Genomic DNA, 23,156 nt, shown 5'->3' on the forward strand with positions numbered 1-23,156 from the left:
ATCAAGATGGACGCAAGGGATGCTGAAGTGAGGGCAATTGCCACACTGGCTCTGCAAAGGGCGAAGCAGATGGCCGAATTGAGGAAGCCTCAGGCTGAATGGGCGATGAATGCCTGGTGGTTGCCTGCGACTCTTTTCACGAGCTTCCTGTGCTTTGCGCCGAAAGATCCCGCTTGGCTTGGTCCATTGATTTTATCCGTGAGTTTTTTCGCGACCATCGCCTGTTTTTACGTCGCTACGCGCCGCCTCCAGCAGCGTACTGAAGCACTGACCATCCTGCTGCTTGAGCAGCAGGATCGCTGAGGCCACCGCCGCGTGAACCATACCGCCCTGACCGCTCAGTACCCCGGCTTGCTCAGCGAGATCAAGCAGCGCATCCCCGCATTTGTGCAACAGGCTGTTGCACAAATGGCAAGAGGTGTTCATGCCTGAGATCGTCCCTTCGTCCTTCGACTACGTAGTCCGACCGGATGCTGAAGTTGTCCAACAGGCTGTCGGACAATTGCCCTGGAGGCACAATCTGGTGCCTCTCATCAAACTCAAGACCGTCGAACAGCTCTTGGCCTATGGCTGCCCGGGATTTTTGCAACAAGCCGTTGCAAAAACGGAAAGATTGTCGTCTGGAGCCTTGCTGACATGATCCAGAAAGACCAGAACTTTGAATCCGGGAATCACATTGCGATTTTTCAGGAGAAGGCGGTTCGCCGTACCTGGCATGACAACGAGTGGTGGTTTGCGATAGTCGACGTGGTGGCGGTCTTGACTGATTCCGTTCAGCCGGATGGTTATGTCAAAGATTTGCGTCGTCGCGACAAGGAGTTAGCCAAGGGGTGGGGGCAAATTGCCACCCCCCTGCGGATTGAGACGGAGGGCGGTGTGCAGCGCGTAAATTGCGCCAACACCGAAGGTTTGTTCCGCATCATTCAGTCCATCCCTTCACCCCGCGCCGAGCCGTTCAAGCGTTGGTTGGCACTGGTAGGTTACGAGCGCGTCAAGGAAATCGAGAACCCGGAGCTTGCCAGTGCGCGTGCCCGTGAGCTGTATCAGGCCAAGGGCTATCCGCAGGCGTGGATCGAGAAGCGCCTGCGCTCGATTAGCGTACGTGGTGAGTTAACGGATGAATGGAAGACGCGGGGAGTGGCCGAAGGCAAGGAGTACGCGATCCTGACCGCCGAGATTGCACGGGCTACCTTCGGCGTAACGCCCGGTGCGCACAGCCGCCTCAAGGGGCTGGACAAGGTGAAGACCGGTAATAATCTGCGCGATCACATGACGGATCTGGAGCTTATTTTCACCATGCTCGGCGAGGCCAGCACGACGGAAATTGCCCGCCGCAAGGATGCGCAGGGATTCAATGACAACCGAGATGCGGCGAAAGAAGGCGGTACTGTCGCTGGCAACGCCCGCAAGGATCTTGAAGCGAAAAGTGGCAAGCCGGTGTTGAGCCCCACCAACTTTTTGTCCACTGCCGCTGTTGAAGCAGACAGGCCTGAGAAAAAAGCGAAGACAATTCTGCCGTCTTCGGCCACCCAGAAACCACGCAAGGGCAGCAAAACATGAACGCGTGTCGCGCCCTCGATGTTTCGCTGCTCCTCTGTTTTATTGCAAAAACTCTCTTTCAAGGACTTTCGCCGCTATGAAAATCCACATCCAGAACGGCCGCGTGATCGACCCGGCCAACCAGATCGATGCCAAGCTCGACGTATTCATCGCCGAAGGCAAGATTGCCGCTATCGGAGCCCCGCCGGCTGGTTTCGTTGCCAACAAGGTGATTGACGCCAAAGGCCTGATCGTCGCTCCCGGCCTCGTCGACTTGTCGGCGCGCCTGCGCGAGCCGGGCTTCGAATACCGCGCCACGCTGGAATCCGAGATGCAGGCCGCGATGGCGGGCGGCATCACCAGCCTGGCTTGCCCGCCGGATACCGATCCGGTGCTGGACGAGCCGGGTCTTGTCGAGATGCTGTGTTTCCGCGCCAAGAAGCTGCACTGCGCCCACGTCTATCCGGTCGGCGCGCTGACGGTGAAGCTCGAAGGCAAGCGCATCACCGAGATGGCCGAGCTGGTCGAGGCCGGCTGTGTGGCCTTCACCCAGGTGAATACACCGCTGGTGGATACGCAGGTGCTGATGCGCGCAATGCAATACGCCGCAACCTTCGGTTTCCGCGTCTGGCTGCAACCCATCGACGCGTATCTGGGCAAGGATGGCGTGGCGCACGATGGCGAAGTTGCCTCGCGCATGGGCCTGACCGGCATCCCGGTGGAGGCCGAAACCGTCGCACTGGAAACCTATCTGAGCCTCGCCAAGCTGACCGGCGTGAAGCTGCACATCACGCGCATTTCCTCAGCTGCCGCGCTGGACGCCATCGAGCGCGCCCGTGCTGGCGGGCTCGATGTGAGCTGCGACGTGGCCGCGCATCACCTGCATCTGTCGGACATGGATATCGGCTACTTCAATCCGCAGTGCTACGTGATCCCGCCGCTGCGTGGCCAGCGCGACCGCACGGCGCTGCGCGCCGGTCTGGCCAGTGGCAAGATCAACGCCGTGTGTTCCGATCACACGCCGGTCGATGACGACGGCAAGCAGATGCCGTTTGCCGAAGCCGAGCCGGGCATGACCGGCCTCGAATTGCTGCTGCCGCTGGTCCTGAAGTGGGCGCAGGAAGACAAGGTGTCGCTGGCCGACGCGCTGGCTCGTGTCACCGCCAACTCCGCCGCCATCATGGGCATCACCAAGGGCGGCCATCTGGGCGTGGGCGCCCGTGCTGACGTGGTGATTTTCGACGCGGACGCCGAGCAGGTGCTGAGCCGCGAGCGGCTGAAGAGTCTGGGCAAGAACACGCCCTTCCTCGGCCTGCCGCTGCCGGGGCTGGTCAAGCACACCCTGGTCGAAGGCCGGGTGATGTTCGAGGCCTGATCGATCCTGCCTCGCGCAATACAAAACGGCCACCCCGCGGGGTGGCCGTTTCATTTTTGTATTCAAAAGAAAACTATCTGTAGAGCTGCTCTGAGCATACCTCTCCGCGAGACATGCTCGCACAACCAAGCAGAGTGAGGGTCTTCAGGCATGCTTGCTCCGGCTGTAAAATACTTCAATTTCATTAAATTTATACTTTTTTGTGACTTTTTTCACAACTTTACGACTTTAGTTGTGTAGAAATCCGTCTTATAAGCCAGTAATCTGTCCGCCGTGATCCGTGCCCAAAGTCTGGCGCATCGAAACAAGACCTAGCAGATGCAGCCCAAACAACATCTGCAAACAAATCCGGGGAAATACATGAACAAGAGTCTTTCTTTGCTCGCCATGAGCCTGGCTGCAGCCGGCTTTCTGGCGCTTCAGGGGTGTGGTGGCGGTGGTAGCGGCGGCGGTTCAAGCACGTCTGGCTCAAGCGGCTCATCCTCATCCAGCAGCTCATCTTCTTCGGGCGGTGTTGCTACCCAATTGCAAATTGAAGGTGTTGCCGCCACGGGTGCAGCGATTCGCGGCAAGGTGTCGCTGCGCGACGCTAGCGATAAAGCATACGATTGCGGCACAACAGCTGCTGACGGTATTTACAAATGCATATTGCCGCTGAGCTCTACGGCCCCGTTTGTCGTGACCATTTCCGACAGCAGCAATCCGGATGCTCAGCCTCTGGTGTCGGTGTCAGCTGACCAGCCGGAGCCCGGCAAGGCCATGACGGTCAACATTAATCCACTGACCGATGCAATTGCACGCACTTTGGTTGCTGGCAAAGTCAATGATCTGAATAACATGGCGGTAGTGAAGAGCAAGGTTACCAAGCAAGCCATTTCCGATATCGTTGATGTCATGTCGGTGGTCTTGGGCAATCTGGCTCAGGCTGCCGGACTGACCGGCTTCAACCCGATCACCACGCCAATGAAGACCGATGGTTCCGGGCTCGACAAGGTGCTGGATCTGACCCAAGTACAAGTGATTGTCGACGAAGCAGGCAAGGTCAGCGCCGTTATCACCACCCAGATCAAGGGCAAGAACTACACGATCACCATCACGCCTGCAACGGACGGCAGCAAGCCTTCCACCGACGGCTCGGACGTTTTGCCCCCGGTTACCGTCATCAAGGAGGATTCCACGTCCAGCTTGGCAGCCGAAAGCAAGGCTATCGGCGCTATCCTGAGCAAGTGCCTCGCCAATGCCGTACCGCGCAGCTCCGCAGCAAGCTGCAAGGACTTTGCGGCCCAGGCCGATGGCAGCTACTTGAACGACGGCAAGAGCTTCAGTGTTCAGTACGCCGCAATGCTCGATACCGCAGACACGGCCGCCAATTACAACAATGGCACGGTCATCGCAACGCAGACCTTGTATGTCGATCCGAAGGAAACGCTTAACGGTGTGGCCTTGCCCGAGCGCGTTGGTGTGCGCTTCCAGGTGTCGGTACCGAATGCTGATGGCAGCGCTGTGACGCGCAGCTTTGTTGAAACCCTCACTTACGTGGGTGGCAAGTGGAAGTTGCTGGGTAACCAGTTCAAGTACCGCGTCACCGCAAATGCCAGCGTCGAGCACAACCGTAACGCCAATATCGCAGAAAGCCGCTCTCTGAGCTCTGGCATCCGCTTCTACATCAGCAACAAGGATGTGGTTGGGGCTAACCTGAAAGCTGTGCGTATTACGGGCGCTGGCTTGCCGGACAAAGGCCTGGTGTATGTGCCCGATCCTTCTGGCTCGGCAACGACCTTCCTGATCAATAACAATTGGGGCGAGGTTTCCAGCCTGTTGATGAACAAGGCTGTGCCGACCAATGCCTGGGCCAGTGGCAACCTGTACCGTCTGGCAATGACCTCCGTGGGTGTAGATGGTTCGCGTCAGGGTACCTGGTGGGGTGGCTATACATGGACTGAAGCCCAATACGCGGCGGCGGCGACTGACACCACGAAGGGTTTCATCAGCTCGACCATTGGTTATGCCACCGTCGAAACCAAAACAGCAACCGGTAGCACGGCGGTACCTGCTACTTATGTGTATCGCCGCACAGCGCGCACAGAGGTTGATCTGAGCCTGTTTGAAGCGATGCCGTGTTACCAGTTCGAGTTCTTCGACACCGCAGGACAATTGGTCAGCGTGCAAAAGCTACGTCTGCTGAGCAAGCCATTGAGCATGACGGCTTCCGCAGCTCTGCCCTTGCCCAGCTATGCGCAGGACACACTGGACTATCTGCTTTGGGGTAATGCCAAGGCCGAGAGCCAGAACGCCGTCACCATCAAGTGGACCAACAATACGTTCGCTCCGGTAGTTTCGAATGTTCAGGCAAGCGGCCAAATCTTGGCGTGGAACAACACCAACAAATCGACTCAGGATATCGACGTTGCCATGCAATTTGTGCAACCGGCGATTCTGCCGATGCAAACCTCGGTCACGCTCGATACCGTCAATACCTGTTTGGCTGACGGCCGTTGTCCGAGCTATCTTCCTTGGGTATCCAAAGCCTTCCGCAGCTTTACCGCAGCACCTTCACCAAACGTTGCGGCAGGCGATTATGCAGGTTATCGCTTCTTCACCATGCGCTATGCCCGCCCGGATGGCGTAACGGTTTACAACTCGGTTTATGGCCAAGTCTGCTACAACTTCACCACCACGGTGGCGGGCAAGGACGGTCCGATTTACGTGTGCAACTGAGCCACTCTGGTTGGAGTGTTGGTTGAAGGACCGACGCTTTCAGAGCAGAAAAACGGCCATCCGGGGGGGGGGCCGTTTTGTTTTACTGTGTTTGAAGAGGCGCTTCGGGATTGGCTCTCCGCCATGCCTGCCCGCACAGGCACGCTGGGTGCGGCTCTACAGGCAGGCATTTAAATTATGAGCGCCGCGTCTGACGCACGTCGCGATTGCGTTCCACGCGATCCCGCTTCAGCTCACGCTTGTCCTGGCGCGTCTCGCGATGATCCTGACGCAGCTCCTGACGTGCTGCGGCAACCCCGGCCACATCGCCCTCACGGCGTTCGTCGCGCAGCTCGCGTCGGTCTTGCCGGGTTTCGATGCGGTCCCGATGAATCTCGCGCTTGTCCTGACGGATTTCACGCTGGTCGCGGCGCAGCTCGGCGCGTTCAGCAGGGGTGACGACGGGTTGGGCCACAGCCGCAGTGGCGCTGATGGCAAGGGCGAGGGCGGTGAACAAGGTGGCGATGCGCATGATGGTCTCCTGAGGTGGCTTGGGTTTGTGTTGCGGCGAGCTTCGCCACACCCGCAGATTAGTGTTGGGACCCGACTTTACTGTTTTGGATTTGCAAGCAAGTGCAAGTAAATGTAAGCGTGGCCCAAGGTGCAGGACACGCAGCGGCGGGCAGCACGCTGGCTATAGTGAAGCTTTGGCGTCGACGCTTTCTGTCCTCCAATGGCCGGATGGCGCATCGATACATCGCTGCGCGATTTGAATCAGCCGGGAGCCTGCCATGACGATTGTTCTGACCGGAGGGTGCGCCTGTGGCGCAATCCGTTATGAGTGTGAAACCCGGCCTGTGGTCATGCTCAATTGTCATTGCCACGATTGTCAGCATTTCAGTGGCAGCGCCTACGCCCCACTGGTGGTGGTGACCGCCGATCATTTCTGCCTGATGCAGGGCGAGCCGAAGTATTTCCTGAGCGTGGCGCAAAGCGGCAACACGGTGCGGCGTGGCTTCTGCGCGGAATGCGGCTCGGCCTTGTTCGTGGTGACGGCAGCGCTGCCTGCATACATCGCACTGATGGCTGGCTGTCTGGATGATCCGGAGCTTTTCCACCCGGTGGCGGATTTGTGGACGCGCAGCGCCCGGCGCTGGGATCTGATGGATCCGGCCTTGCCCAGATATGCGACGGAGCCGGTGGGTGAGCCGCAACATGGTGCCTGAAGAGCCGCTCCTGACTTGGCTGTGCAGCATGCCTGCCCGTGCAGGCCCTTGCCATAAGCCTCTTCAGATACCCCATTTTGATCTGTTTGCTGGGCATCAGTGCCAAGCCGTGGATAATTACGCCATTCCCCCAATATCCGAAAGCCTCTTCATGAACGAACAGATCCGCAATCCACGTGGCGTGCTGCAGCTACGCACCCTGGCCATGCCGGCCGATACCAATCCCAGCGGCGATATCTTCGGCGGCTGGCTGATGGCGCAGATGGACTTGGGCGGCGCCATCATGGCCAAGGAGCTGAGCCGTGGCCGCGTCGTGACCGTAGCGGTCGACGGCATGAATTTTCACCTGCCGGTGGCGGTCGGCGATGTGGTTTGCTGCTATGGCGAATGCGTCTATGTAGGCCGCACCTCGATCAAGATCAAAGTTGAGGTGTGGGTCAAGAAGGTCACCAGTGAGCCGATCGGCGAACGCTATTGCGTCACCGAGGCGACTTTCAGCTACGTGGCCGTGGACGCTTCCAAGCGCCCGCGCGTGATCGCCCGTGACAATAATCCGGAACTGGCCGAAACGCTGCTGCAACTTGCGGCCGGCTGAGGCGAGCTTTTGCCCATCCGACCATCCAGGCCGTTCCGCCGGGCGCTGACAGCCTTTATGATGGCTGCCGGACATCGACCCCGGAGCACGTATGGAAACCCTCGCGACAGAAACCCTGAATCTGGTCCTGGACGATTTCGTGCAGGAGGCGCAGCAGGCCTTCGGCCCCGATCTGCAGGCCGTGATCCTCTTCGGTTCGGCGGCCGAAGGGCGGCTGCGGCCGATGTCGAATGTGAATCTGCTGCTCTGTCTGGAGCAATTCGATGCGACGCGCGTGGATGAATTCCGGGGCGCCTTGCGTGCCTGTCATTCGGCGATCCGCGCCTCGGTCATGTTCCTGCTGCGCGATGAGCTGCCCGAAGCGGCGCGCCTTTTCGCCGTCAAATTCAACGACATCAAGGCGCGCCACCGCTTGCTGTACGGAACAGATCCTTTCGCCGATCTGCTCATCGACAAGGCCGAACTGCGCCGCCGCACGCGCGAAGTGCTGCTCGATCTGAGCATCCGTCTGCGTGAACGCTATGCCCTGCTGAGTCTGCGCGAAGAGCAACTGGTCGCGGTAATTACCGAAGCCAGTTCACCGCTGCGTGCCGCCGCCTTGGCCCTGCTCGAAATGCGCGGCGAAGCCGGCGCGCTGAGCCCGCGCGAGGCGCTGGTGAAGGTCGCCGCTGAATCCGCTAAAGCCGAGTTTGTCAGCGCCGTCACGGCTCTGCCGCTGGCGCGTGAGGACCTGGTGCTGGCGCCCGGCCAAGCCGGCCCGGCACTGCTGCACTTGTCGGCACTGGCGACTTATCTGCTGGCCGGCCTGAACGCGGCGGAGCCTGTGGCATGAGTGGCCCGCAGTTTCTGCTGCTGTTTATTGGCCTGATGCTGGCGGCAAATCTCTGGCTGCGCTGGCGCATCCGGGCAGGCGAAGTCCGGCCGCGCATCTCGGTGCGCTTTGCCCAGGACCCGCTGCGGATCGCCGCCCTGCGCGATGGCCCCGACGCGGCAATCAAGCTCGCCATCTTTTCGCTGATTGATCGCGGCCTGCTGCAGGAATTCGATGGGCTGCTCGGCACTGCCGGCGAACTTACCGGGCATGCACGGCGCCCGCTGGAGCAAGCCATTCTCGATTGTTGCGTGACGAATTCGACCGTCAACGCAGTTTTCCTGGACGCGCAAGTAAATCGCGCCGCACGCGACTACCAGCGGGAACTGCTGGGCCTCGGCTTGCTGCCCGACACGGAATGCATCGCCCGGCGCACACACCTGGCCGGCTTCGCCATCGGCACGCTGGTCGTCGTCGCTGGTTTGCGCCTCGCCAACGCCTTCATCCAGGGCCGCAGCAACGTCTGGTTTCTGATCATCCTGACGGGGATCGCCGTGTTTACAATGCGCGCGCCAATTGCCAAGCGACTCACCGCCTATGGCACAGATACGCTGGCCCATCTGGAGAAGTTGTTCGAGCGCCTGCACTCGCAGCCCTGGCGCATCAAGGCCGGCGGAGCGAGCACGGATGCCGTGCTGCTCGCCGCCGTGTTCGGCCTGCACGCGCTGCCAGCCACGGTTTTCCCGTTCTGTGATCGTCTGTTCCCGCGTCCGCCGCCCAGCTCCAGCAGCAGCGACAGCGGAAGCAGCGGAAGTGATTCGGGCGGCGGTGGTGGTTGCGGGGGGGGTGGCTGTGGTGGGGGTTGCGGGGGCTGATGCGACGACCTGCCTGAAGAGGCAAGCTGCGCGCCCCTCTGCGGGCAGGCACACGCAGGGCTTGCGTCGCCATAGTGACCCGGCTTGCGACGATCCCGGACTCACCGCGCTTGTCCGCGCTACAATGCCGGTTCGAAATTTTCCTTGCCCATCTGGAGCTCACCGTGAAACCCACCCTCAAGCCCAATTCACCGAATTTCTCTTCTGGCCCCTGCGCCAAGCGCCCCGGCTATTCGCTGGCCAATCTGCCGAAGGACATCCTCGGCCGCTCGCACCGCAGCTCGCTGGGCAAGGCACGTCTGGCCAAATCGATCACCGAGACCAAGCGCCTGCTGGGCATTCCGGCTGATTACCACGTCGGCATCCTGCCGGCTTCCGATACTGGCGCTTTCGAGCTGGCAATGTGGAACCTGCTCGGTGCGCGTCCGGTCGATACCTTTGCCTGGGAATCCTTCGGCGAAGGCTGGGTCACCGACATCGTCAAGCAGCTCAAGCTGAAAGACGTGCGCAATTTCAGCGCTCCTTACGGCGAGCTGCCTGATTTCGCCCAGTGGGACGCCAAGAACGACATCGTGTTCACCTGGAACGGCACCACCTCCGGCGTCAAAGTGCCGAACGGCGACTGGATTCCCGCCGACCGCGAAGGCCTGACCCTGTGCGATGCCACCAGCGCCGTGTTCGCCATGGAAATGCCCTGGGACAAGCTGGACGTGGTGACCTACTCCTGGCAGAAAGTGCTCGGCGGTGAAGGTGCCCACGGCATGCTGATCCTGTCGCCGCGCGCTGTGCAGCGCCTGAAGGACTACAAGCCGAGCTGGCCGCTGCCGAAGATCTTCCGCATCGCCAAGGGCGGCGAACTGATGGCCGAAATCTTCGAAGGTGCCACCATCAACACCCCGTCGATGATCGCCAATGAAGACTATCTGGACGCCCTCGCATGGGTCGATTCACTCGGCGGCGTGCCGGCATTGATCAAGCGCAGCAACGACAACCTGGCCGTGTTCGAGCGCTTCGTCGCCAAGACGCCGTGGATTCACTTCCTCGCCAAGGACGAAGCCAGCCGCTCGAATACCTCGGTGTGCTTCTCGCTCGACGCCACGCCGGATCAGGTCAAAGCCCTGATCAAGCTGCTCGACAAGGAAGGCGTTGCGTATGACATCGGCGCCTACAAAGACGCCCCGAGCGGCCTGCGCTTCTGGTGTGGCGCCACGGTCGAAACTTCCGATCTGGAAGCCGTGCTGCCCTGGCTGGAATGGGCTTACGCCGAAGTGACCAAGGCCGCCTGATTTTCGGCTGCCGAATGCAAAAACGCCCGGACTGGTTCCGGGCGTTTTTGTTAGCACATCCGATTCCCTTCGTCCTTTTAAAAGGTATTGCACGATGGTTTCAAAACGTATTTTTACTCTGCTTCTGCCAATTTTCGCTGCCCTCCTGCTGACGTCCTGTGCATCGTTAAGCGAAAAAGTGGTATCGGTGTCTGACCCAATCAACTTTCTGGCGATTCAAATACAAGAGACCACAATTTTAGATCTTGAAAACAAAGGTATCAGTCGCACAGAAACGGTTGAGCTCAACAAGAAAGTTACGGTCTTGATGGAAGATTACAAGGCTGCATTCATGCGGGCATTACCGTCTTGGAAAAAGGTTATTTTCTTGCCGCAAGGTTCGACTCCAAGCGTACAAGCTCCACCAGATGTTTCACCGGCATCCGCCTATCTACTGCGCATTACCCCTTACCGGGCTCTGGTTTCGGGCGCCGATCAAGGAAGTTCACCACCCCATTTGCATCAAGTTGTCTGCAAAGTACAGTTGGTGCAACTCACCACGAATCAGACGGTATTTGAGAGAGAACACACTTTCCTGAGCAACCTTGCAGGAGGCTTTCAAAGCCGTTATCGGGCGAAACTCCTGGACGAACAGGTGACCTACCTTTTTGAACGACTCAAGATCAATCATTTCCATATTTCCCCGCTTATCTGGCCTTGAGTCAGAGCTTCTCTTCTCAGGCAAGCATTGTTCAATATAAAAACGCCCGGACTGGTTCCGGGCGTTTTGTTTGCTTGCCGGCTTAACGCTTGAGCTTGCGGCAATCCATCGGCAGGTATTCATCGGCGATACTGGTTTCATCGCTGCCCTGCAGTGTCATCTTGTCCGGCGCATCGGCTTTGCCGCAGACCCAGGTGACCGGAACGATGGGCGCATCGGCAACCACGGCCGGACGCAGGGTGAGCGTCTTGCCCAGAATGGCGCCATTGGCGCGATTGCCGAATTTGACGTGAATCGCGCCATCCTTGACCGTGACCGCGCTGACATAGTTGCTGACGATCTTGTCTGCGCTGGGCAGGCCCGTCGCAGCATTATCAGCGGGGAATTGCTGCGCCGTCGCCCACTGCGCGGCGACAGGCTTCTTCGCGATGTCGGCCAAAGGCATCGCCGCCTCGATCTGCTGGCGCACAATCCGGCCCTGCATCGAAGGGATCGCTATGGCCGCCAGAATGGCGACGACGGCGACGACGGCCATCATTTCGATCAGGGTGAAACCGCGCGTGGACTGGGGCATATTTATCCTTCAGGAAGCCATTGAGTCACCACAAGCGGTGAATCTTATTCACTTGAGCTGCACGGAGAAGCGCACCGCCTTCCGATGTTTGCTATGTTACGTCCGCAGGCGCTGGAGGGTCCCAGGCTTTTCGTCCGCATTGATCAAGTGTTTTAGACATATCTGCCTGAAGAGGCTCATTCAGCCGACCTCTCCAGCACACCTGCCCGCACAGCGCCGCTGCGCGCGGTTCTTCAGCCACCCTGCCTTTAAATGCCGATGAAACTCCCCATCCGCCGCGACGTGCTGGCGCTGACCACGCCGGTGTTCTTCGAACAGCTGTTCGTGAACCTGCTCGGCACGGTGAATACGATCATGGCGGCGCGCATCGGACGCGATGCGGTGTCGGCCATCGGCATGGTGGATTCGATCAATCTGATCGTGTCTTCACTGTTCTCGGCGTTGGCGATTGGCGCGACGGTCGTAGTAGCGCAGTGCATCGGCGCAGGTCAGCGCGAACGCGCGGGCGCGGCGGCGACGCAGGCGCTGGTGGCGTGCGGATTGCTGGCGCTGCTGCTGGCCGCCGCGGGCGCGCTGTTTCGCGAACCGCTGCTGGCCTGGCTCTACGGCAATCCCGGGGCCACGGTGCAGGGCTACATGCATGAATACCTGCTGATTACGGCGCTGACTTATCCGCTGACGGCGCTGACGCTGGTGCTCAGCGGTGCGCTGCGCGGGGCCGGCGAAACGCGGCTGGCAATGCAGGCCAACACCCTGATGAACGTGGCCAATGTGATCTTCAGCTACGTGCTGATTTATGGCGTGGCGCTGCACACCGAATGGTTCGACTTGAAGATCGCAGGGCACGGCGTGGCGGGTGCGGCGCTGGCGATCAGCCTGGCCCGGCTGGCCGGGGTGATCTATCTGTTTGCCATGCTGCGGCGCTACGCTCATCTGCTGGCCGTAAAGTTCGCCGGCTTCCGTTTCGATCTGGCGCTGCTGCGCCCGGTGTTCGCCATCGGCCTGCCCTCAAGCGTGGAATCGCTGGTCTTCAACGGCGGCAAGCTGCTGGTGCAGGTGATGGTGGTCGGCATGGGCACGGTGGCGATTGCCGCGAACTTCATCGGCTTCTCGATCTCGATGCTGCTCAACGTTCCCGCCAATGCACTGGCCGTGGCGCTGACCACGCTGGTCGGGCAATCCATCGGACGCGGTGACGAAGCCAACGCCGAACGTGACATGTGGTACGTCATCAAGCTCGCCACCCTCCTGATGTTGGGCATTGCCTTGCTCAGCGCGCCCTTGGCACATTGGATCGTTGGCCTGTATTCGACCGACCCCGAGGTTGTGGCACAGGGCGCGACGCTGGTGCGTCTGAACTGTCTGTTCCTGATCGCCTTCCCGACGACCTTCGTCCTGCCGAATGGCCTCAAGGGCGCGGGCGATGCGCGTTATGCGATGGTCACGACGCTGATCGGCCTGTGCCTGTTCCGCCTGTGTCTGGGCTATGTGTTTGGCGTGATCTTCGGCTGGGGTGTGGTCGGCGTGTGGCTGGGCATGTTTGCCGACTGGCTGGTGCGCAGCGGGCTATATCTGGCGCGCTTGTCCGGCGGGCGCTGGAAGGGCCGGCGCTTGCTGGATTAGCCCGCGCCGTTTGGTGCCTGTCACACCGCTCGCTTGTGATCTCACTCACCGCAAACGCCCGCCCCGCGCTCCTCTTCAGCCCGCCGTCATTTGCACAAGGCCGTGCCGCCAGCTTGCCAGTTGGTGGTGGTCTTGCTGATCAGGTTGCCGCCGTCGCTTTCCGGCGTGGTTTGCTGGCCTTCGCCGGCGCCGAAGAGCAGGGCGACGATCTTCGCTTTGCTGACTTCGCCGAGATGCGCGAAGAGGTAGTCGACGCGATTGTCCTGCCAGTGATTGACGGTGTTGGTCTGCGCCATGTTGCCGAGCGGGATCTGCCACATCACGCCGGGTTTGCCGACGGTGTCGCTGACGGACTTGCTCCAGGCCAGATAGGCGGCGGCGCTGGTGTCGGTCCACCAGCGGTTCTGGCCGATGCTGTCGTAATAGCCGGCATCGCGGTCCGAGGGGTCGGTGACGATGAAATCGCCATCGGCGGCGCCGAGTGCCGCCATGAAATTGCCGGTGGCAACGCCGTCACCGCTCGTGCCGCTATTCCAGGGCGAGGCGTGCAGGCCGACTTTGGCGTTCGGGGCGTATTTGCGCGCCATGGCAATCATGCACTTGGCGAGGCCGGTGGCGGTGTTGGCCTGGCTGCTGCAATCGCTGGGATTAGCCGTGCTGACCGTGGCCGGCACCAGGTGCGGGCTGGCGTTGCTTTGGCGCACATAGCCCCAGAAATCCGGCTCGATGTGCAGCAGCGCCGGGTTGTTGCCGATAGTCTGCAACAGGAAGCGCCAGTCGGCCAGATAACGCGTGAGGAAGGCCGCATCGTTGATCGCCGCGACTTCGCCGGCACCTTCGCTGGTCTTGGAACCATGCAGGATTTCGTAATAGGTGATGGCCGGGATCTGTGCGCGCGTAGCGCCCTGCCAGGTGGCGCTGGCGGTGGTCTGCAGGTGGCTCAGCACGTACTGACCGGGAGCCTTGCTCGTATCCTGCCAGCATCCCCACCAGCTGCCGCAAGTGCCATCGCAGCTTGAGGTGCAAGAGCCCGCATCGCGGATGCCGCCGGCCAGATAGCGATAGCGCACGTCGAAGGGCGCGACATTGGCGGTGAGGTCTTCCATCTGCGCACCGATCAGCAGCGAAGTTTTGCCCATGAAGCTGGTGGCGGAGCAGGCGCTTGTGCCGCCACTGCTGGAGCTGCTCGACGAGCTTGAGCTGCTGGAGGACGAGCTTGATGAAGAGCTCGAAGACGAACTCGACGAGGAGCTGCTGGAAGAAGAGGAAGAGCTGGAGGACGAAGAGCTTTGGCCACCTGAACTGCTGGACGAGGATGAGCTGGAACTGGAGCTGCCCGCGCCTGCTGTACTGCTGTCCGAGCTTCCACCGCCGCCACCCCCGCCGCCACAGGCACTCAGCAGACACAGGCAAAAAGCCGCAAGTGCGGCGGTGTTTCGGATCATGGCGATTCCCCGGTTGATTGGCTGCGTGTCGCAGCCTCGTTGGGGCGTGATTGTGAGGTGACTCGCGCCAGCAGAGCGCAGTGTGGCGCGCGACGTCAGGCGTGGGCCGATAACTGGCGGGGCGGTGGAGTTTCAAGACATGCCTGCGAAGCCGCGCGGAACGGACCTGTGCAGCCTGCCTGCCCGCACAAGTCCGCTGGGTGAGGCTCTTCAGGCGGGTGCTTACCCAGGCTGGAATTTACGCATCAGGAATCTGAACCGCCTTCGGCGGTGGCGCCACGAAGCTGAAAGGGTGGCGCACGAAGTGCCGCAAAACGCTGCCGCCCAGTTGCAGCATTTGCTGCGCGCCAAGGCGGCGGGATTTCATCGCGACGTACAGCGCCAGCGAAAAACTGACGAAGAGATTGACCAGGGCGATGGCGATCACGCCGCTGATGGCCCAGGGCAGGATCGCCCGCGTTGCCTCGAATCCCAGGGTGGTGACGGCGGTGCCGAGATTGGCGCTGGAGAAGGCGACGTGGCGGATGTCGATGGGCAGACCGGTGAGCACGCTGACCGCGCCGGCCATGCCCAGATAGAAGCCGAAGAACAGGTTGCCAATGATGGCGCCAATATGGATGTCGAGGTAGTCACCAAGCCGGGCGGTGCGTGCCGCACCGAGCCAGCGCAAGGCGGGCGCCTGGGCGATGCGTGGGGCGAGATTGCGGTAGCGCACCCGGTTGTCGAAATAGCCCGCGACCAGACCCGACAGGAACAGGCCGACGCCGGCCACCGCAGCAAACAGCAAAGCGGCGCTGTGGGTGGGGTGAATGTCAGTGAGCAGGGAGGCAATCTTTGCGGGCGGCGCGAGCGGCGCGCCAAAAATCATCGGCCACAGCACGGCAATCAGGCAGGCAATGGGCAGCGCCAGGGCGACGTTGCCGAGCACGGCGATGAACTGGCTACGGGTGACGCTCTGCACCAGCGCGCACAGCTTGGCGAGATCCTTCGGACCGGATTCTTCGACGACGGCGGCGATAGAGGCCGCCGTCATGGCCGGCTGCTTGGTGGCGACGGTGAAGCCGAGCACGTGGATGAGGACAAAGCCCAGCGCGTAATTGAGGCTGAAGGCGAGGGCTTCGGTCAGCGGAGGCAGATGCAGCAGGGCGAGCTGGATCTTCAGCAGTGCCATCACCGCGATGATCACGCCGCCCCCGGCCGCGCCCCGGGCCATCGCCCACCATTCGGCGCGATCCGCCGCGATGTAGTGTTCGCCGTGGCGGCTGGCGGAATCCGTCATGTTGCGCGCCACCAGACGAACGTTTTCGGCAACGAAAGGGCGCACGCGGCGATGGGTCTGCTCGGCCAGCAGCAGGGTCTTGAACAGCGGGATCGCATGCGTCAGACAGGATTCCGCGGCAATCAGATCGAGCAGCTGGCGCTGACGGGCAATCAATTGCTGCATGCGTGAGAGCAGGTAGCTCAGACGGATGCTGATGCCATTGTCACGGGCCCGCCGGCGAATCCGGTCGATAGCCTTGTCGCACTGATCGAGCAGCACGTCGATGTCGCGCACTTCGGTGGCATCGAACATCGAGCCGCCTTCGCGGATGCGTTCCAGCAGCTGGATCAGCATGACGTTCTGTGCCAGAAAGGGCGATTCGAGCTCCTCCAGCGCCGGCTCGGCCTGCAGCAGTTCGCGATCCAGTGCCACGCCGGCCAGGCGATAGGACAGCGCCCGGATCGCATTCAGCAGGCTGCTGATGTCGCGGCTGTTCACCTGCGCCAGCGGCTCGACCGGCCCGGTGGCGGCGATCAGTTCGATCCAGGCTTCGTCGCTGAGCGCGCAGACCCACAGGTAGTCTTGCGGCGCGTGGAAAATCAGCATCATCAGATCGCGCAACTGGCCCGGATCGATGACCGGCGGCAGAATCTGCTGATTGATGCGCCGGCTCAACTCCAGCCAGAAGCCGAGGGCCGAGGGCACGCCGGTCTCGGCATAGAACGCGATCTGATGCGCCTGGGTGAGGACGGCGCGCAAGGCTTCACGCAGCGCCTGCGCCGCTTCGGGCTGCGCACGCAGCCTCGCCGCTTCAGCCTGCAGCGCCCGCGCAGCGGCCGCCACGTCTTCCGGATCTTCGGGGCGGAGGCGGTCAACAAGGCGGGACAGATGGGCGATGGCGCTGGGGATTTGATTGCTCATGGTTGGCTGAGTCTGAAAGCAGCACTGAAGTTCAAAGGAACACCCGGCAGAGTCTGCCAGAGATTTGCATTGCAGAGCACAATCCAGCGCGCCGGCATATCAGCCTGAAATCCTCAGTTGAAGTTTTGAAATCACGCCCATGCTTCGACAGGCTCAGCACGAACGGGATTTGTGGCAGCGAAGTGAATTTCTCAACACCTGCCTCTCAAGTAACGTAAATCTCCGTTGCCCGAGGCGTAAATTTTCGGGCAAGGCCGCTACGATCTGTGGGATCGACGTGGATCTCGCTCCTACAGCCCGTAGGTCGGACTGAGCTCCGTCGAAGGGGCCGACCTCCGGTCCGGGGCCGCTATGCCATATCAGTGTTATTTCCAAGACACCCGGCCCGCGTGCGGGATTGGGATGCTGAAGAGCCGCGCTGAACGGTCCTTTCAGGCAGGCATGCTTCTACAGGGCCGTCGAGTGCGGCTCTTCAGACCCCTGATCTATTTCGGCCCCAACATGGCGCGCAGATTGGCGAACTTGTTCTTCGCCTCTTCCTTGCTGATCGGCTCGTCATCCTTGCCGACGCGCTTGGTGCCGTCGCCCAGCTCTTCGACGAAGCGTGAAATATCCACCATCCGGATTTCGCCGCCGTTGCGTCGCCGCTCGCAGGCGGTGATGGTCAGGCTGCGCTGGGCGCGCGTGACGCCCACGTACATCAGGCGGCGCTCTTCTTCGATGGTGTCGGCATCGATGCTGCTCTGGTGCGGCAGCAGGCCTTCCTCCACGCCGACCAGGAAGACGTGGCCGAACTCCAGCCCTTTGCTGGCGTGCAGGGTGGCTAGCTGCACCGCGTCGGCTTCGTCCTCGTTGCCCTTGTCGAGCAGGTTGATCAGGGCGATGGTCTGCACCAGTTCGTGCAGGGTCTTGTTGTCCTGCTCGCCCTTGCGCGTAAGCCAGTCGACGAAGTCGCGCACATTGCGCCAGCGGCTCTGCGCCTCGCGCACTTCGCAGGTTTCCATCAGCCAGGCTTCGTAGCCGATGCTGCGCAGCAGGTCTTCGAGCAACACGCCAGCCGGCTCCTTGTGGGCACGATTCGCGAGCGCGGTGATGTAGGCGCCGAAGCTGCGCACGCCCTCCAGCTGACGCGCCGCGACGTGCTCGGCGACGCCTTCTTCCTGCGACACCGCGAACAGGCTGACGTTGCGCGTGCCGGCGTAGGTACCCAGCGCCTCCAGCGTGGCCGCGCCGATGCCGCGACGCGGCGTGGTGACGGCACGGATGAAGGCCAGATCGTCGTCGCCATTGGAAATCAGGCGCAGATAGCTCATCAGATCGCGGATCTCGGCACGATCGAAAAAGCTCTGCCCGCCGGAAATGACATAGGGAATGTTGTGGCTGCGTAGCTGCTGTTCGAACAGGCGCGCCTGATGATTGCCGCGATACAGGATGGCATAGTCGGAAAAATGCGATTTGTATTCGAACTTGTGCGCCGAAAGTTTCATGGCGATCAGCTCGGCTTCGTGCACCGGGTCGCGCGCCATCACCACGTGGATCGGTTCGCCGAGGCCGTGATCGCTCCACAGCCTCTTCTCGAAAAGCTTCTCGTTGTTGGCGATCAGGGTGTTGGCCGCGTTCAGGATGCGGTTGGAGGAACGATAGTTCTGCTCCAGCTTGATCACCTTGAGTTTCGGGAAATCCTTCTGCAGCAGGTTCAGATTTTCCGCGTCAGCGCCGCGCCAGGCGTAGATGGCCTGATCATCGTCGCCCACGGCGGTGAAGGCGCCACGATCTCCGGTGATCTGCTTGAGCAGCTTGTACTGCGCGCGGTTGGTGTCCTGATATTCATCGACCAGCAGGTAGCGCAGCTTGTTCTGCCAGCGCTCACGCGCCTCCGGATGCGCGTCGAACAGGCGCACCGGCAGGGCGATCAGATCGTCGAAATCCACGCCCTGATAGGCGCGCAGCGTCTTCTCGTAGGCCGGATAGAGTTTCGCGGCGAGCGCGGTGGCCTCGTCATTGGCCAGCTTTTCGGCCTCGGCGGGCGTGATCAGCGCGTTCTTCCAGCCCGAAATCGTCCACTGGATACCCTTGGCCGTGGCCTTGTCGGCGTTGCCGGACAGCTCGGTGATGATCTGCAGGATGTCGGCCGAATCGAGGATCGAAAACTGCGGCTTGAGCCCGACCAGTTTCGCTTCCTGACGCACGATGCGCACGCCCAGCGCGTGAAAGGTGCACACCGTCAGGCCCTTGGCCTCCGCCTTGCCCAGCAGCTTGCTGACGCGCTCTTCCATCTCGCGCGCGGCCTTGTTGGTGAAGGTGATGGCCGCGATGTTGCGCGCCTCCAGCCCGCACTGCTGCACCATGTAGGCAATCTTCTGGGTGATCACGCGCGTCTTGCCGCTGCCTGCGCCGGCCAGCACCAGACAGGGGCCGTCCAGATACTTCACGGCTTCGCGCTGGGGGGTGTTCAGGTGGGAGAGCATGGATGAAAACGGCGGGAGGTGAGGCCGGATTCTATCCCAGCCATCCGCCGCCAGACTCATATCTGCGTGTCGGATCTACGGCGGGCAAAGCCAGTCCCTGAATCGACCTGCCCTTCCGTCTGGTTTCCGCAAAATCAATGACTTACTTTAGTCCTTACGCATGACTAAACCACTGATCGGGCGTGGCAGCACATATCGAATTTATCTATTCGCTATCGCAGCATGGAGCCGCAGAATTAAGTGACTTTCGTCACACTTTTTTACGGATGGACCCAAAAATGCCAAGCTCTGAGAACCTCGATTTCGTGCCGCGCAAGACGTCTTTTGGCGCGCGCCTGATCGCCAGTCACGACGCCAGCCTGCCCTCCGGCCTGCGCCGCCTGTTGCTGCTGGCCGATGGCCAGCGCACGGTCTTCACCCTGATGCAGATGATGCCGGATCGTGATGTGGCCCTTGATCTGAGCGATCTTACCCAGCGCGGCCTGCTCGAAGATGGCAGTCATCCGATGCCCGTGCCTCACGGTGATCGCATGGACACCTCGGCCGATCCGGACCTGCCGGACGGCTGGGAATCCGCCTCCGGCTTCATGGCCACGCGCGCTCGCGAAACCCTGGGCGTGATGGCCATCGACGTGATCGACGCACTGGAACAGGCCAACGACCCCGAAGCCGCCCGCGTCGCCATGAGTCAGTGGTACCGCGCCATGCGTGGTTCGCGCGAAGGCCGCGAACAGGCCGATGTCGATCGCATCAAGGCCGCCTCGATCCTGCGCGGGCAGAGCGCCTCCTGAATTCGTCCTCCAGTAGCACCTTGCGCCCTGCCGCCGCCCCCGGTGACAGGGCGTTTTTGTGCGCCATTGCCTGAAGACCCGCAGCGGGCGGACATGTGCAGCCTGCTTTGCAGGCAGCAGAGGCTCCCTGGGTTCGGATGTACAGGCAGGCAAGATTCAAAACAAAAAAAGGGCCGCGCAAGGCGGCCCGGAAGAGGGAGGAGACACTAAAACACATTCAGTTTCAGTTGATGCGCACCACCACGTATTGCTGGATCTCGCCGCGCTGGATCAGCAGTGGGACGGTCTTGCCAGCGGCCTCCACGGCCTTGGTGAGTTGCTCGACGGAGGTAACGCGCTGGTTGCTGACAGCGAGAATCACGTCACCCTGACGGATGCCTGCCTTGGCTGCCGGGCCGCTGGATTGTTCAACGACCAGCCCGGCGCTGATGCCGAGTTTGCGGGCTTCGCGTGCATCGATGGCCCGCACGTCGAGGCCGAGCTTGCCGCTGTTGCTGGCTTCCGGGGCATTCTTGCCCAGTGCGACGCGCTCATTGGCCTGCTCGCCGAGCTTGACGGAGATGTCACGCTGCGCCTTGTCGCGCCAAATCTTCAGTTTGACTGTCTCGCCGGGGCTGCGTTCGCCGATGATGCGCGGCAGATCGCTCGATTCAGCCACCGCTACGCCATCTACCTGCTGGATGATGTCGCCATTCTGCAGGCCAGCCTTGTCGGCGGGGCCGCCAGGCTCAAGCGAATTGATCAGCGCGCCGGCCGGCTTGTCCAGGCCGAAAGACTGGGCCAGATCCTTGTCGACGGTCTGGATGACCACACCGAGTTTGCCACGCGAGACTTTGCCGCTCTTCTGCAGCTGATCCTTGACCTTCAGCGCGACGTCGATCGGGATCGAGAAGGAGATGCCCATATAACCGCCGGAACGCGAGTAGATCTGCGAGTTGATGCCGATCACTTCGCCATCCAGATTGATCAGGGGGCCACCGGAATTGCCAGGATTGATTGCTACGTCGGTCTGGATGAAAGGCACATAGGTTTCATCGGGCAGCTTGCGCGATTTGGCCGAGATGATGCCGGCGGTGACGGTGTTTTCCAGACCGAAGGGCGAGCCCATTGCCAGCACCCATTGACCGGTCTTGGCCAGATCCGGATTACCTGTCTTCACGGCCGGCAGATCCTTGGCGTCGATCTTGATCAGCGCCACATCGGTGCGCTTGTCGGTGCCAATCACCCGAGCCTTGAATTCGCGCTTGTCGATGAGTTTGACGGTTACTTCAGTTGCCTCATCAACGACATGCGCATTGGTCAGGATATAGCCGTCGGTACTGACGATGAAGCCTGAACCAACACCTTGTTGCACGCGGGGTTGCGGCGGCTGGACGCGACCGCCCTGGCCGCCTTGCCCGGGGACGGGAATGCCGAAGCGGCGAAAGAAGTCAAAGGGATCGTCCTCGTCACCGAACGGCGACGTCAGCTGGGTGCTTTTTTCAACGCTGGTAACGCTGATGTTGACCACGGATGGGCCGATAGCCTCGACCAGCGGACTGAAGTCTGGCAGCGCAACGCGAGCCGTGGCGGCGGCTGCAGTCGCCGCCGTCACGCCGCTGGCATGAGATGAGTTGACGCCTGACTCTTGCAGGCAGCCGGTGAATGCAAAGGCGGCTACGCTGGAAAGTAGCGCAACGCGGATCAACGACCGGTTCATACATTTCTCCTGAAGTTAAAAATATTCTTCATTTCTGCTGCTCATTTGAGAACTGCTCATGATCTAACTATAAGGCGGGGATCGGAGCTTATGTGCGGCTTACAACTCCTGCGACTGTGCTGGCGTGTGACCGGATCTTGTGCGCAAGGTTCCAATTCCTCTCAAGGTATGCAAGATGGGGAGTCCGTACACAAGTTCAAGTGGGGGCGACCGGGATCAAATAACTATGCATGCATGCGTCTATAATTACAAAAACCTATCCGGGCACTCTTGCCTGGTGGTGTTGGCCGGGATCTCGTGATGACCCTTACCGATCTGCGTTATATCGTCGCTCTTGCACAGGAGCGCCATTTCGGGCGTGCCGCCGAGAAATGTCATGTCAGCCAGCCGACCCTGTCAGTAGCGGTCAAGAAGCTTGAGGAACAGCTCGGCGTGCTACTTTTTGAGCGTAGTGCAGTGGATGTAAAAGTCACTGAAATTGGCCGTTTGATCGTAGCGCAGGCCGAACGTGTGATGCGCGAAGCCAGCCAGATTCGTGATCTGGCCGAATCCGGGCGCGATGCGATGAGCGGCCCGCTGCGCATCGGCGTGATCTACACCATCGCGCCCTATCTGCTGCCGGCACTGATCCCATTACTGGCCGAGCGCGCACCGCGCATGCCGTTGATGATTCAGGAAAATTACACGCATCGGCTGGCCGATCAGCTCAAGAAGGGCGAGATCGATGTGGCGATCATCGCCCTGCCGTTTACCGAGCAGGGCATCGTCAGCCAGCCGGTGTATGACGAGCCCTTCCGCGTGGTGCTGCCTGCCAGCCATGCGTGGACCAAAGAAAAAGAGATTTCCTCCCTGTTGCTGCAGGAAGAGCCGCTGTTGCTGCTGGGTGCTGGCAATTGTTTCCGCGATCAGGTGATTGAAGCCTGCCCGCGTTGCGCGCATGGCACCGGCCTGCAGAAAACCATGGAAGGCAGCTCACTGGAAACCATCCGCTACATGGTCGCCTCCGGTCTGGGGATTACCGTGCTGCCCAGTTCGGCGGCGGATCCGCTGGTGGACAAGCAGGATCTGGTCGCGATCCGGCCGTTTGCCGCGCCCGAGCCGAGCCGTCGCGTGGCGATTGCCTGGCGCGTCACCTACCCGCGCACCAAGGTCATCGATCTGCTGCGCGCGGCGATTCTCGACAGCAAGTTGCCGGGGGTAAGGACGGTGGGGGGCTGAGACGGGGTGACCTGAAGATCCCCTCCCGACGTGCCTTTTCAGCCTGCCATGC

Annotated in this window: 21 protein-coding genes; 15 read left to right on the forward strand and 6 right to left on the reverse strand. The window is 61.0% G+C overall.

What is annotated here, in order from left to right:
• Window positions 1-6 precede the first annotated feature (6 nt).
• From ABXR19_RS12375 to ABXR19_RS12395, 5 genes are all read left to right on the forward strand, one after another.
• On the forward strand, window positions 7-303 hold the full coding sequence (locus tag ABXR19_RS12375) for a hypothetical protein (protein ID WP_354601452.1): 297 nt from the start codon (window positions 7-9) through the stop codon (window positions 301-303).
• Window positions 304-424: 121 nt separating this feature from the next.
• Complete coding sequence (locus ABXR19_RS12380; RefSeq protein ID WP_354601453.1) at window positions 425-640, forward strand: DUF1016 N-terminal domain-containing protein; 216 nt, start codon at window positions 425-427, stop codon at window positions 638-640.
• Window positions 637-1,560, forward strand: a complete 924-nt coding sequence (locus tag ABXR19_RS12385) for a BRO-N domain-containing protein (RefSeq protein ID WP_354601454.1) — start codon at window positions 637-639, stop codon at window positions 1,558-1,560. Before ABXR19_RS12380 ends, ABXR19_RS12385 begins: the two co-directional genes overlap by 4 nt.
• Window positions 1,561-1,636: 76 nt before the next feature.
• Window positions 1,637-2,914 carry a dihydroorotase gene (locus ABXR19_RS12390; protein WP_354601455.1) on the forward strand — a complete coding sequence of 426 codons (1,278 nt, stop codon included), beginning with the start codon at window positions 1,637-1,639 and terminating at the stop codon, window positions 2,912-2,914.
• Window positions 2,915-3,274: 360 nt separating this feature from the next.
• Window positions 3,275-5,632 (forward strand): hypothetical protein, encoded by a 2,358-nt coding sequence (locus ABXR19_RS12395; protein WP_354601456.1) that lies wholly within the window; start codon window positions 3,275-3,277, stop codon window positions 5,630-5,632.
• 175 nt (window positions 5,633-5,807) lie between these two features.
• On the opposite strand, the gene ABXR19_RS12400 is transcribed toward ABXR19_RS12395, so the two are convergent.
• Window positions 5,808-6,143 carry a hypothetical protein gene (locus ABXR19_RS12400; RefSeq protein ID WP_354601457.1) on the reverse strand — a complete coding sequence of 112 codons (336 nt, stop codon included), beginning with the start codon at window positions 6,141-6,143 and terminating at the stop codon, window positions 5,808-5,810.
• Window positions 6,144-6,402: 259 nt separating this feature from the next.
• Between ABXR19_RS12400 and ABXR19_RS12405 the strand changes: the two genes are divergently transcribed.
• The 6 genes from ABXR19_RS12405 (at window position 6,403) to ABXR19_RS12430 (ending at window position 11,104) form a co-directional block, all read left to right on the forward strand.
• On the forward strand, window positions 6,403-6,837 hold the full coding sequence (locus ABXR19_RS12405) for a GFA family protein (RefSeq protein WP_354601458.1): 435 nt from the start codon (window positions 6,403-6,405) through the stop codon (window positions 6,835-6,837).
• A gap of 151 nt (window positions 6,838-6,988) precedes the next feature.
• A complete protein-coding gene (gene yciA / locus ABXR19_RS12410; protein WP_354601459.1) occupies window positions 6,989-7,432 on the forward strand; it encodes an acyl-CoA thioester hydrolase YciA in 444 nt (147 codons plus the stop codon).
• 91 nt (window positions 7,433-7,523) lie between these two features.
• Complete coding sequence (locus tag ABXR19_RS12415; RefSeq protein ID WP_354601460.1) at window positions 7,524-8,264, forward strand: hypothetical protein; 741 nt, start codon at window positions 7,524-7,526, stop codon at window positions 8,262-8,264.
• Window positions 8,261-9,118: a TIGR04222 domain-containing membrane protein gene (locus tag ABXR19_RS12420; RefSeq protein WP_354601461.1), complete on the forward strand. Its 858-nt coding sequence runs from the start codon at window positions 8,261-8,263 to the stop codon at window positions 9,116-9,118. The genes ABXR19_RS12415 and ABXR19_RS12420 overlap by 4 nt, the downstream gene beginning before the upstream one ends.
• Window positions 9,119-9,282: 164 nt before the next feature.
• Window positions 9,283-10,404, forward strand: a complete 1,122-nt coding sequence (locus ABXR19_RS12425) for a phosphoserine transaminase (protein ID WP_354601462.1) — start codon at window positions 9,283-9,285, stop codon at window positions 10,402-10,404.
• 94 nt (window positions 10,405-10,498) lie between these two features.
• On the forward strand, window positions 10,499-11,104 hold the full coding sequence (locus ABXR19_RS12430) for a hypothetical protein (protein WP_354601463.1): 606 nt from the start codon (window positions 10,499-10,501) through the stop codon (window positions 11,102-11,104).
• Between the two features lie 82 nt (window positions 11,105-11,186).
• On the opposite strand, the gene ABXR19_RS12435 is transcribed toward ABXR19_RS12430, so the two are convergent.
• Complete coding sequence (locus ABXR19_RS12435; protein WP_354601464.1) at window positions 11,187-11,678, reverse strand: pilin; 492 nt, start codon at window positions 11,676-11,678, stop codon at window positions 11,187-11,189.
• 258 nt (window positions 11,679-11,936) lie between these two features.
• Between ABXR19_RS12435 and ABXR19_RS12440 the strand changes: the two genes are divergently transcribed.
• The gene (locus tag ABXR19_RS12440) at window positions 11,937-13,301 is read left to right on the forward strand and encodes an MATE family efflux transporter (RefSeq protein ID WP_354601465.1); all 1,365 of its coding nucleotides are present in this window, start codon (window positions 11,937-11,939) and stop codon (window positions 13,299-13,301) included.
• 86 nt (window positions 13,302-13,387) lie between these two features.
• On the opposite strand, the gene ABXR19_RS12445 is transcribed toward ABXR19_RS12440, so the two are convergent.
• Complete coding sequence (locus tag ABXR19_RS12445; protein WP_354601466.1) at window positions 13,388-14,440, reverse strand: hypothetical protein; 1,053 nt, start codon at window positions 14,438-14,440, stop codon at window positions 13,388-13,390.
• Between ABXR19_RS12445 and ABXR19_RS12450 the strand changes: the two genes are divergently transcribed.
• Window positions 14,439-14,807 (forward strand): hypothetical protein, encoded by a 369-nt coding sequence (locus tag ABXR19_RS12450; RefSeq protein ID WP_354601467.1) that lies wholly within the window; start codon window positions 14,439-14,441, stop codon window positions 14,805-14,807. The two genes, ABXR19_RS12445 and ABXR19_RS12450, sit on opposite strands and share 2 nt — an antisense overlap.
• Before the next feature lie 177 nt (window positions 14,808-14,984).
• On the opposite strand, the gene ABXR19_RS12455 is transcribed toward ABXR19_RS12450, so the two are convergent.
• Together ABXR19_RS12455 and ABXR19_RS12460 are read right to left on the reverse strand one after the other, a co-directional pair.
• Window positions 14,985-16,928, reverse strand: a complete 1,944-nt coding sequence (locus tag ABXR19_RS12455) for a transporter-like protein (RefSeq protein ID WP_354601468.1) — start codon at window positions 16,926-16,928, stop codon at window positions 14,985-14,987.
• A 485-nt stretch (window positions 16,929-17,413) separates the two neighbouring features.
• Window positions 17,414-19,396 carry a UvrD-helicase domain-containing protein gene (locus ABXR19_RS12460; RefSeq protein WP_354601469.1) on the reverse strand — a complete coding sequence of 661 codons (1,983 nt, stop codon included), beginning with the start codon at window positions 19,394-19,396 and terminating at the stop codon, window positions 17,414-17,416.
• Between the two features lie 278 nt (window positions 19,397-19,674).
• Between ABXR19_RS12460 and ABXR19_RS12465 the strand changes: the two genes are divergently transcribed.
• The gene (locus ABXR19_RS12465; protein ID WP_354601470.1) at window positions 19,675-20,187 is read left to right on the forward strand and encodes a hypothetical protein; all 513 of its coding nucleotides are present in this window, start codon (window positions 19,675-19,677) and stop codon (window positions 20,185-20,187) included.
• A 223-nt stretch (window positions 20,188-20,410) separates the two neighbouring features.
• Here ABXR19_RS12465 and ABXR19_RS12470 read toward each other — a convergent pair whose 3' ends face one another.
• Window positions 20,411-21,886, reverse strand: coding sequence for a DegQ family serine endoprotease (locus ABXR19_RS12470; RefSeq protein ID WP_354601471.1), 1,476 nt, complete (start codon window positions 21,884-21,886; stop codon window positions 20,411-20,413).
• A gap of 300 nt (window positions 21,887-22,186) precedes the next feature.
• Between ABXR19_RS12470 and ABXR19_RS12475 the strand changes: the two genes are divergently transcribed.
• Window positions 22,187-23,104: a LysR substrate-binding domain-containing protein gene (locus ABXR19_RS12475; protein ID WP_354601472.1), complete on the forward strand. Its 918-nt coding sequence runs from the start codon at window positions 22,187-22,189 to the stop codon at window positions 23,102-23,104.
• Window positions 23,105-23,156: the final 52 nt, after the last annotated feature.

Origin of the sequence: Uliginosibacterium flavum (assembly GCF_040566545.1) — a bacterium.
GTDB lineage: Bacteria > Pseudomonadota > Gammaproteobacteria > Burkholderiales > Rhodocyclaceae > Uliginosibacterium > Uliginosibacterium flavum.

Bases quoted from the DNA above. Each gene is read 5' to 3' on its own strand.
- ABXR19_RS12440 (WP_354601465.1), top strand. From the start codon at position 11,937: ATGAAACTCCCCATCCGCCGCGACGTGCTGGCGCTGACCACGCCGGTG.
- ABXR19_RS12395 (WP_354601456.1), top strand. From the start codon at position 3,275: ATGAACAAGAGTCTTTCTTTGCTCGCCATGAGCCTGGCTGCAGCCGGC.
- ABXR19_RS12390 (WP_354601455.1), top strand. From the start codon at position 1,637: ATGAAAATCCACATCCAGAACGGCCGCGTGATCGACCCGGCCAACCAG.
- ABXR19_RS12430 (WP_354601463.1), top strand. From the start codon at position 10,499: ATGGTTTCAAAACGTATTTTTACTCTGCTTCTGCCAATTTTCGCTGCC.
- ABXR19_RS12415 (WP_354601460.1), top strand. From the start codon at position 7,524: ATGGAAACCCTCGCGACAGAAACCCTGAATCTGGTCCTGGACGATTTC.
- ABXR19_RS12455 (WP_354601468.1), bottom strand. From the start codon at position 16,928: ATGAGCAATCAAATCCCCAGCGCCATCGCCCATCTGTCCCGCCTTGTT.
- ABXR19_RS12375 (WP_354601452.1), top strand. From the start codon at position 7: ATGGACGCAAGGGATGCTGAAGTGAGGGCAATTGCCACACTGGCTCTG.
- ABXR19_RS12380 (WP_354601453.1), top strand. From the start codon at position 425: ATGCCTGAGATCGTCCCTTCGTCCTTCGACTACGTAGTCCGACCGGAT.
- ABXR19_RS12385 (WP_354601454.1), top strand. From the start codon at position 637: ATGATCCAGAAAGACCAGAACTTTGAATCCGGGAATCACATTGCGATT.
- yciA (WP_354601459.1), top strand. From the start codon at position 6,989: ATGAACGAACAGATCCGCAATCCACGTGGCGTGCTGCAGCTACGCACC.
- ABXR19_RS12400 (WP_354601457.1), bottom strand. From the start codon at position 6,143: ATGCGCATCGCCACCTTGTTCACCGCCCTCGCCCTTGCCATCAGCGCC.
- ABXR19_RS12465 (WP_354601470.1), top strand. From the start codon at position 19,675: ATGCCAAGCTCTGAGAACCTCGATTTCGTGCCGCGCAAGACGTCTTTT.
- ABXR19_RS12445 (WP_354601466.1), bottom strand. From the start codon at position 14,440: ATGGGCAAAACTTCGCTGCTGATCGGTGCGCAGATGGAAGACCTCACC.
- ABXR19_RS12405 (WP_354601458.1), top strand. From the start codon at position 6,403: ATGACGATTGTTCTGACCGGAGGGTGCGCCTGTGGCGCAATCCGTTAT.
- ABXR19_RS12470 (WP_354601471.1), bottom strand. From the start codon at position 21,886: ATGAACCGGTCGTTGATCCGCGTTGCGCTACTTTCCAGCGTAGCCGCC.
- ABXR19_RS12450 (WP_354601467.1), top strand. From the start codon at position 14,439: ATGAAGCTGGTGGCGGAGCAGGCGCTTGTGCCGCCACTGCTGGAGCTG.
- ABXR19_RS12420 (WP_354601461.1), top strand. From the start codon at position 8,261: ATGAGTGGCCCGCAGTTTCTGCTGCTGTTTATTGGCCTGATGCTGGCG.
- ABXR19_RS12460 (WP_354601469.1), bottom strand. From the start codon at position 19,396: ATGCTCTCCCACCTGAACACCCCCCAGCGCGAAGCCGTGAAGTATCTG.
- ABXR19_RS12475 (WP_354601472.1), top strand. From the start codon at position 22,187: ATGACCCTTACCGATCTGCGTTATATCGTCGCTCTTGCACAGGAGCGC.
- ABXR19_RS12435 (WP_354601464.1), bottom strand. From the start codon at position 11,678: ATGCCCCAGTCCACGCGCGGTTTCACCCTGATCGAAATGATGGCCGTC.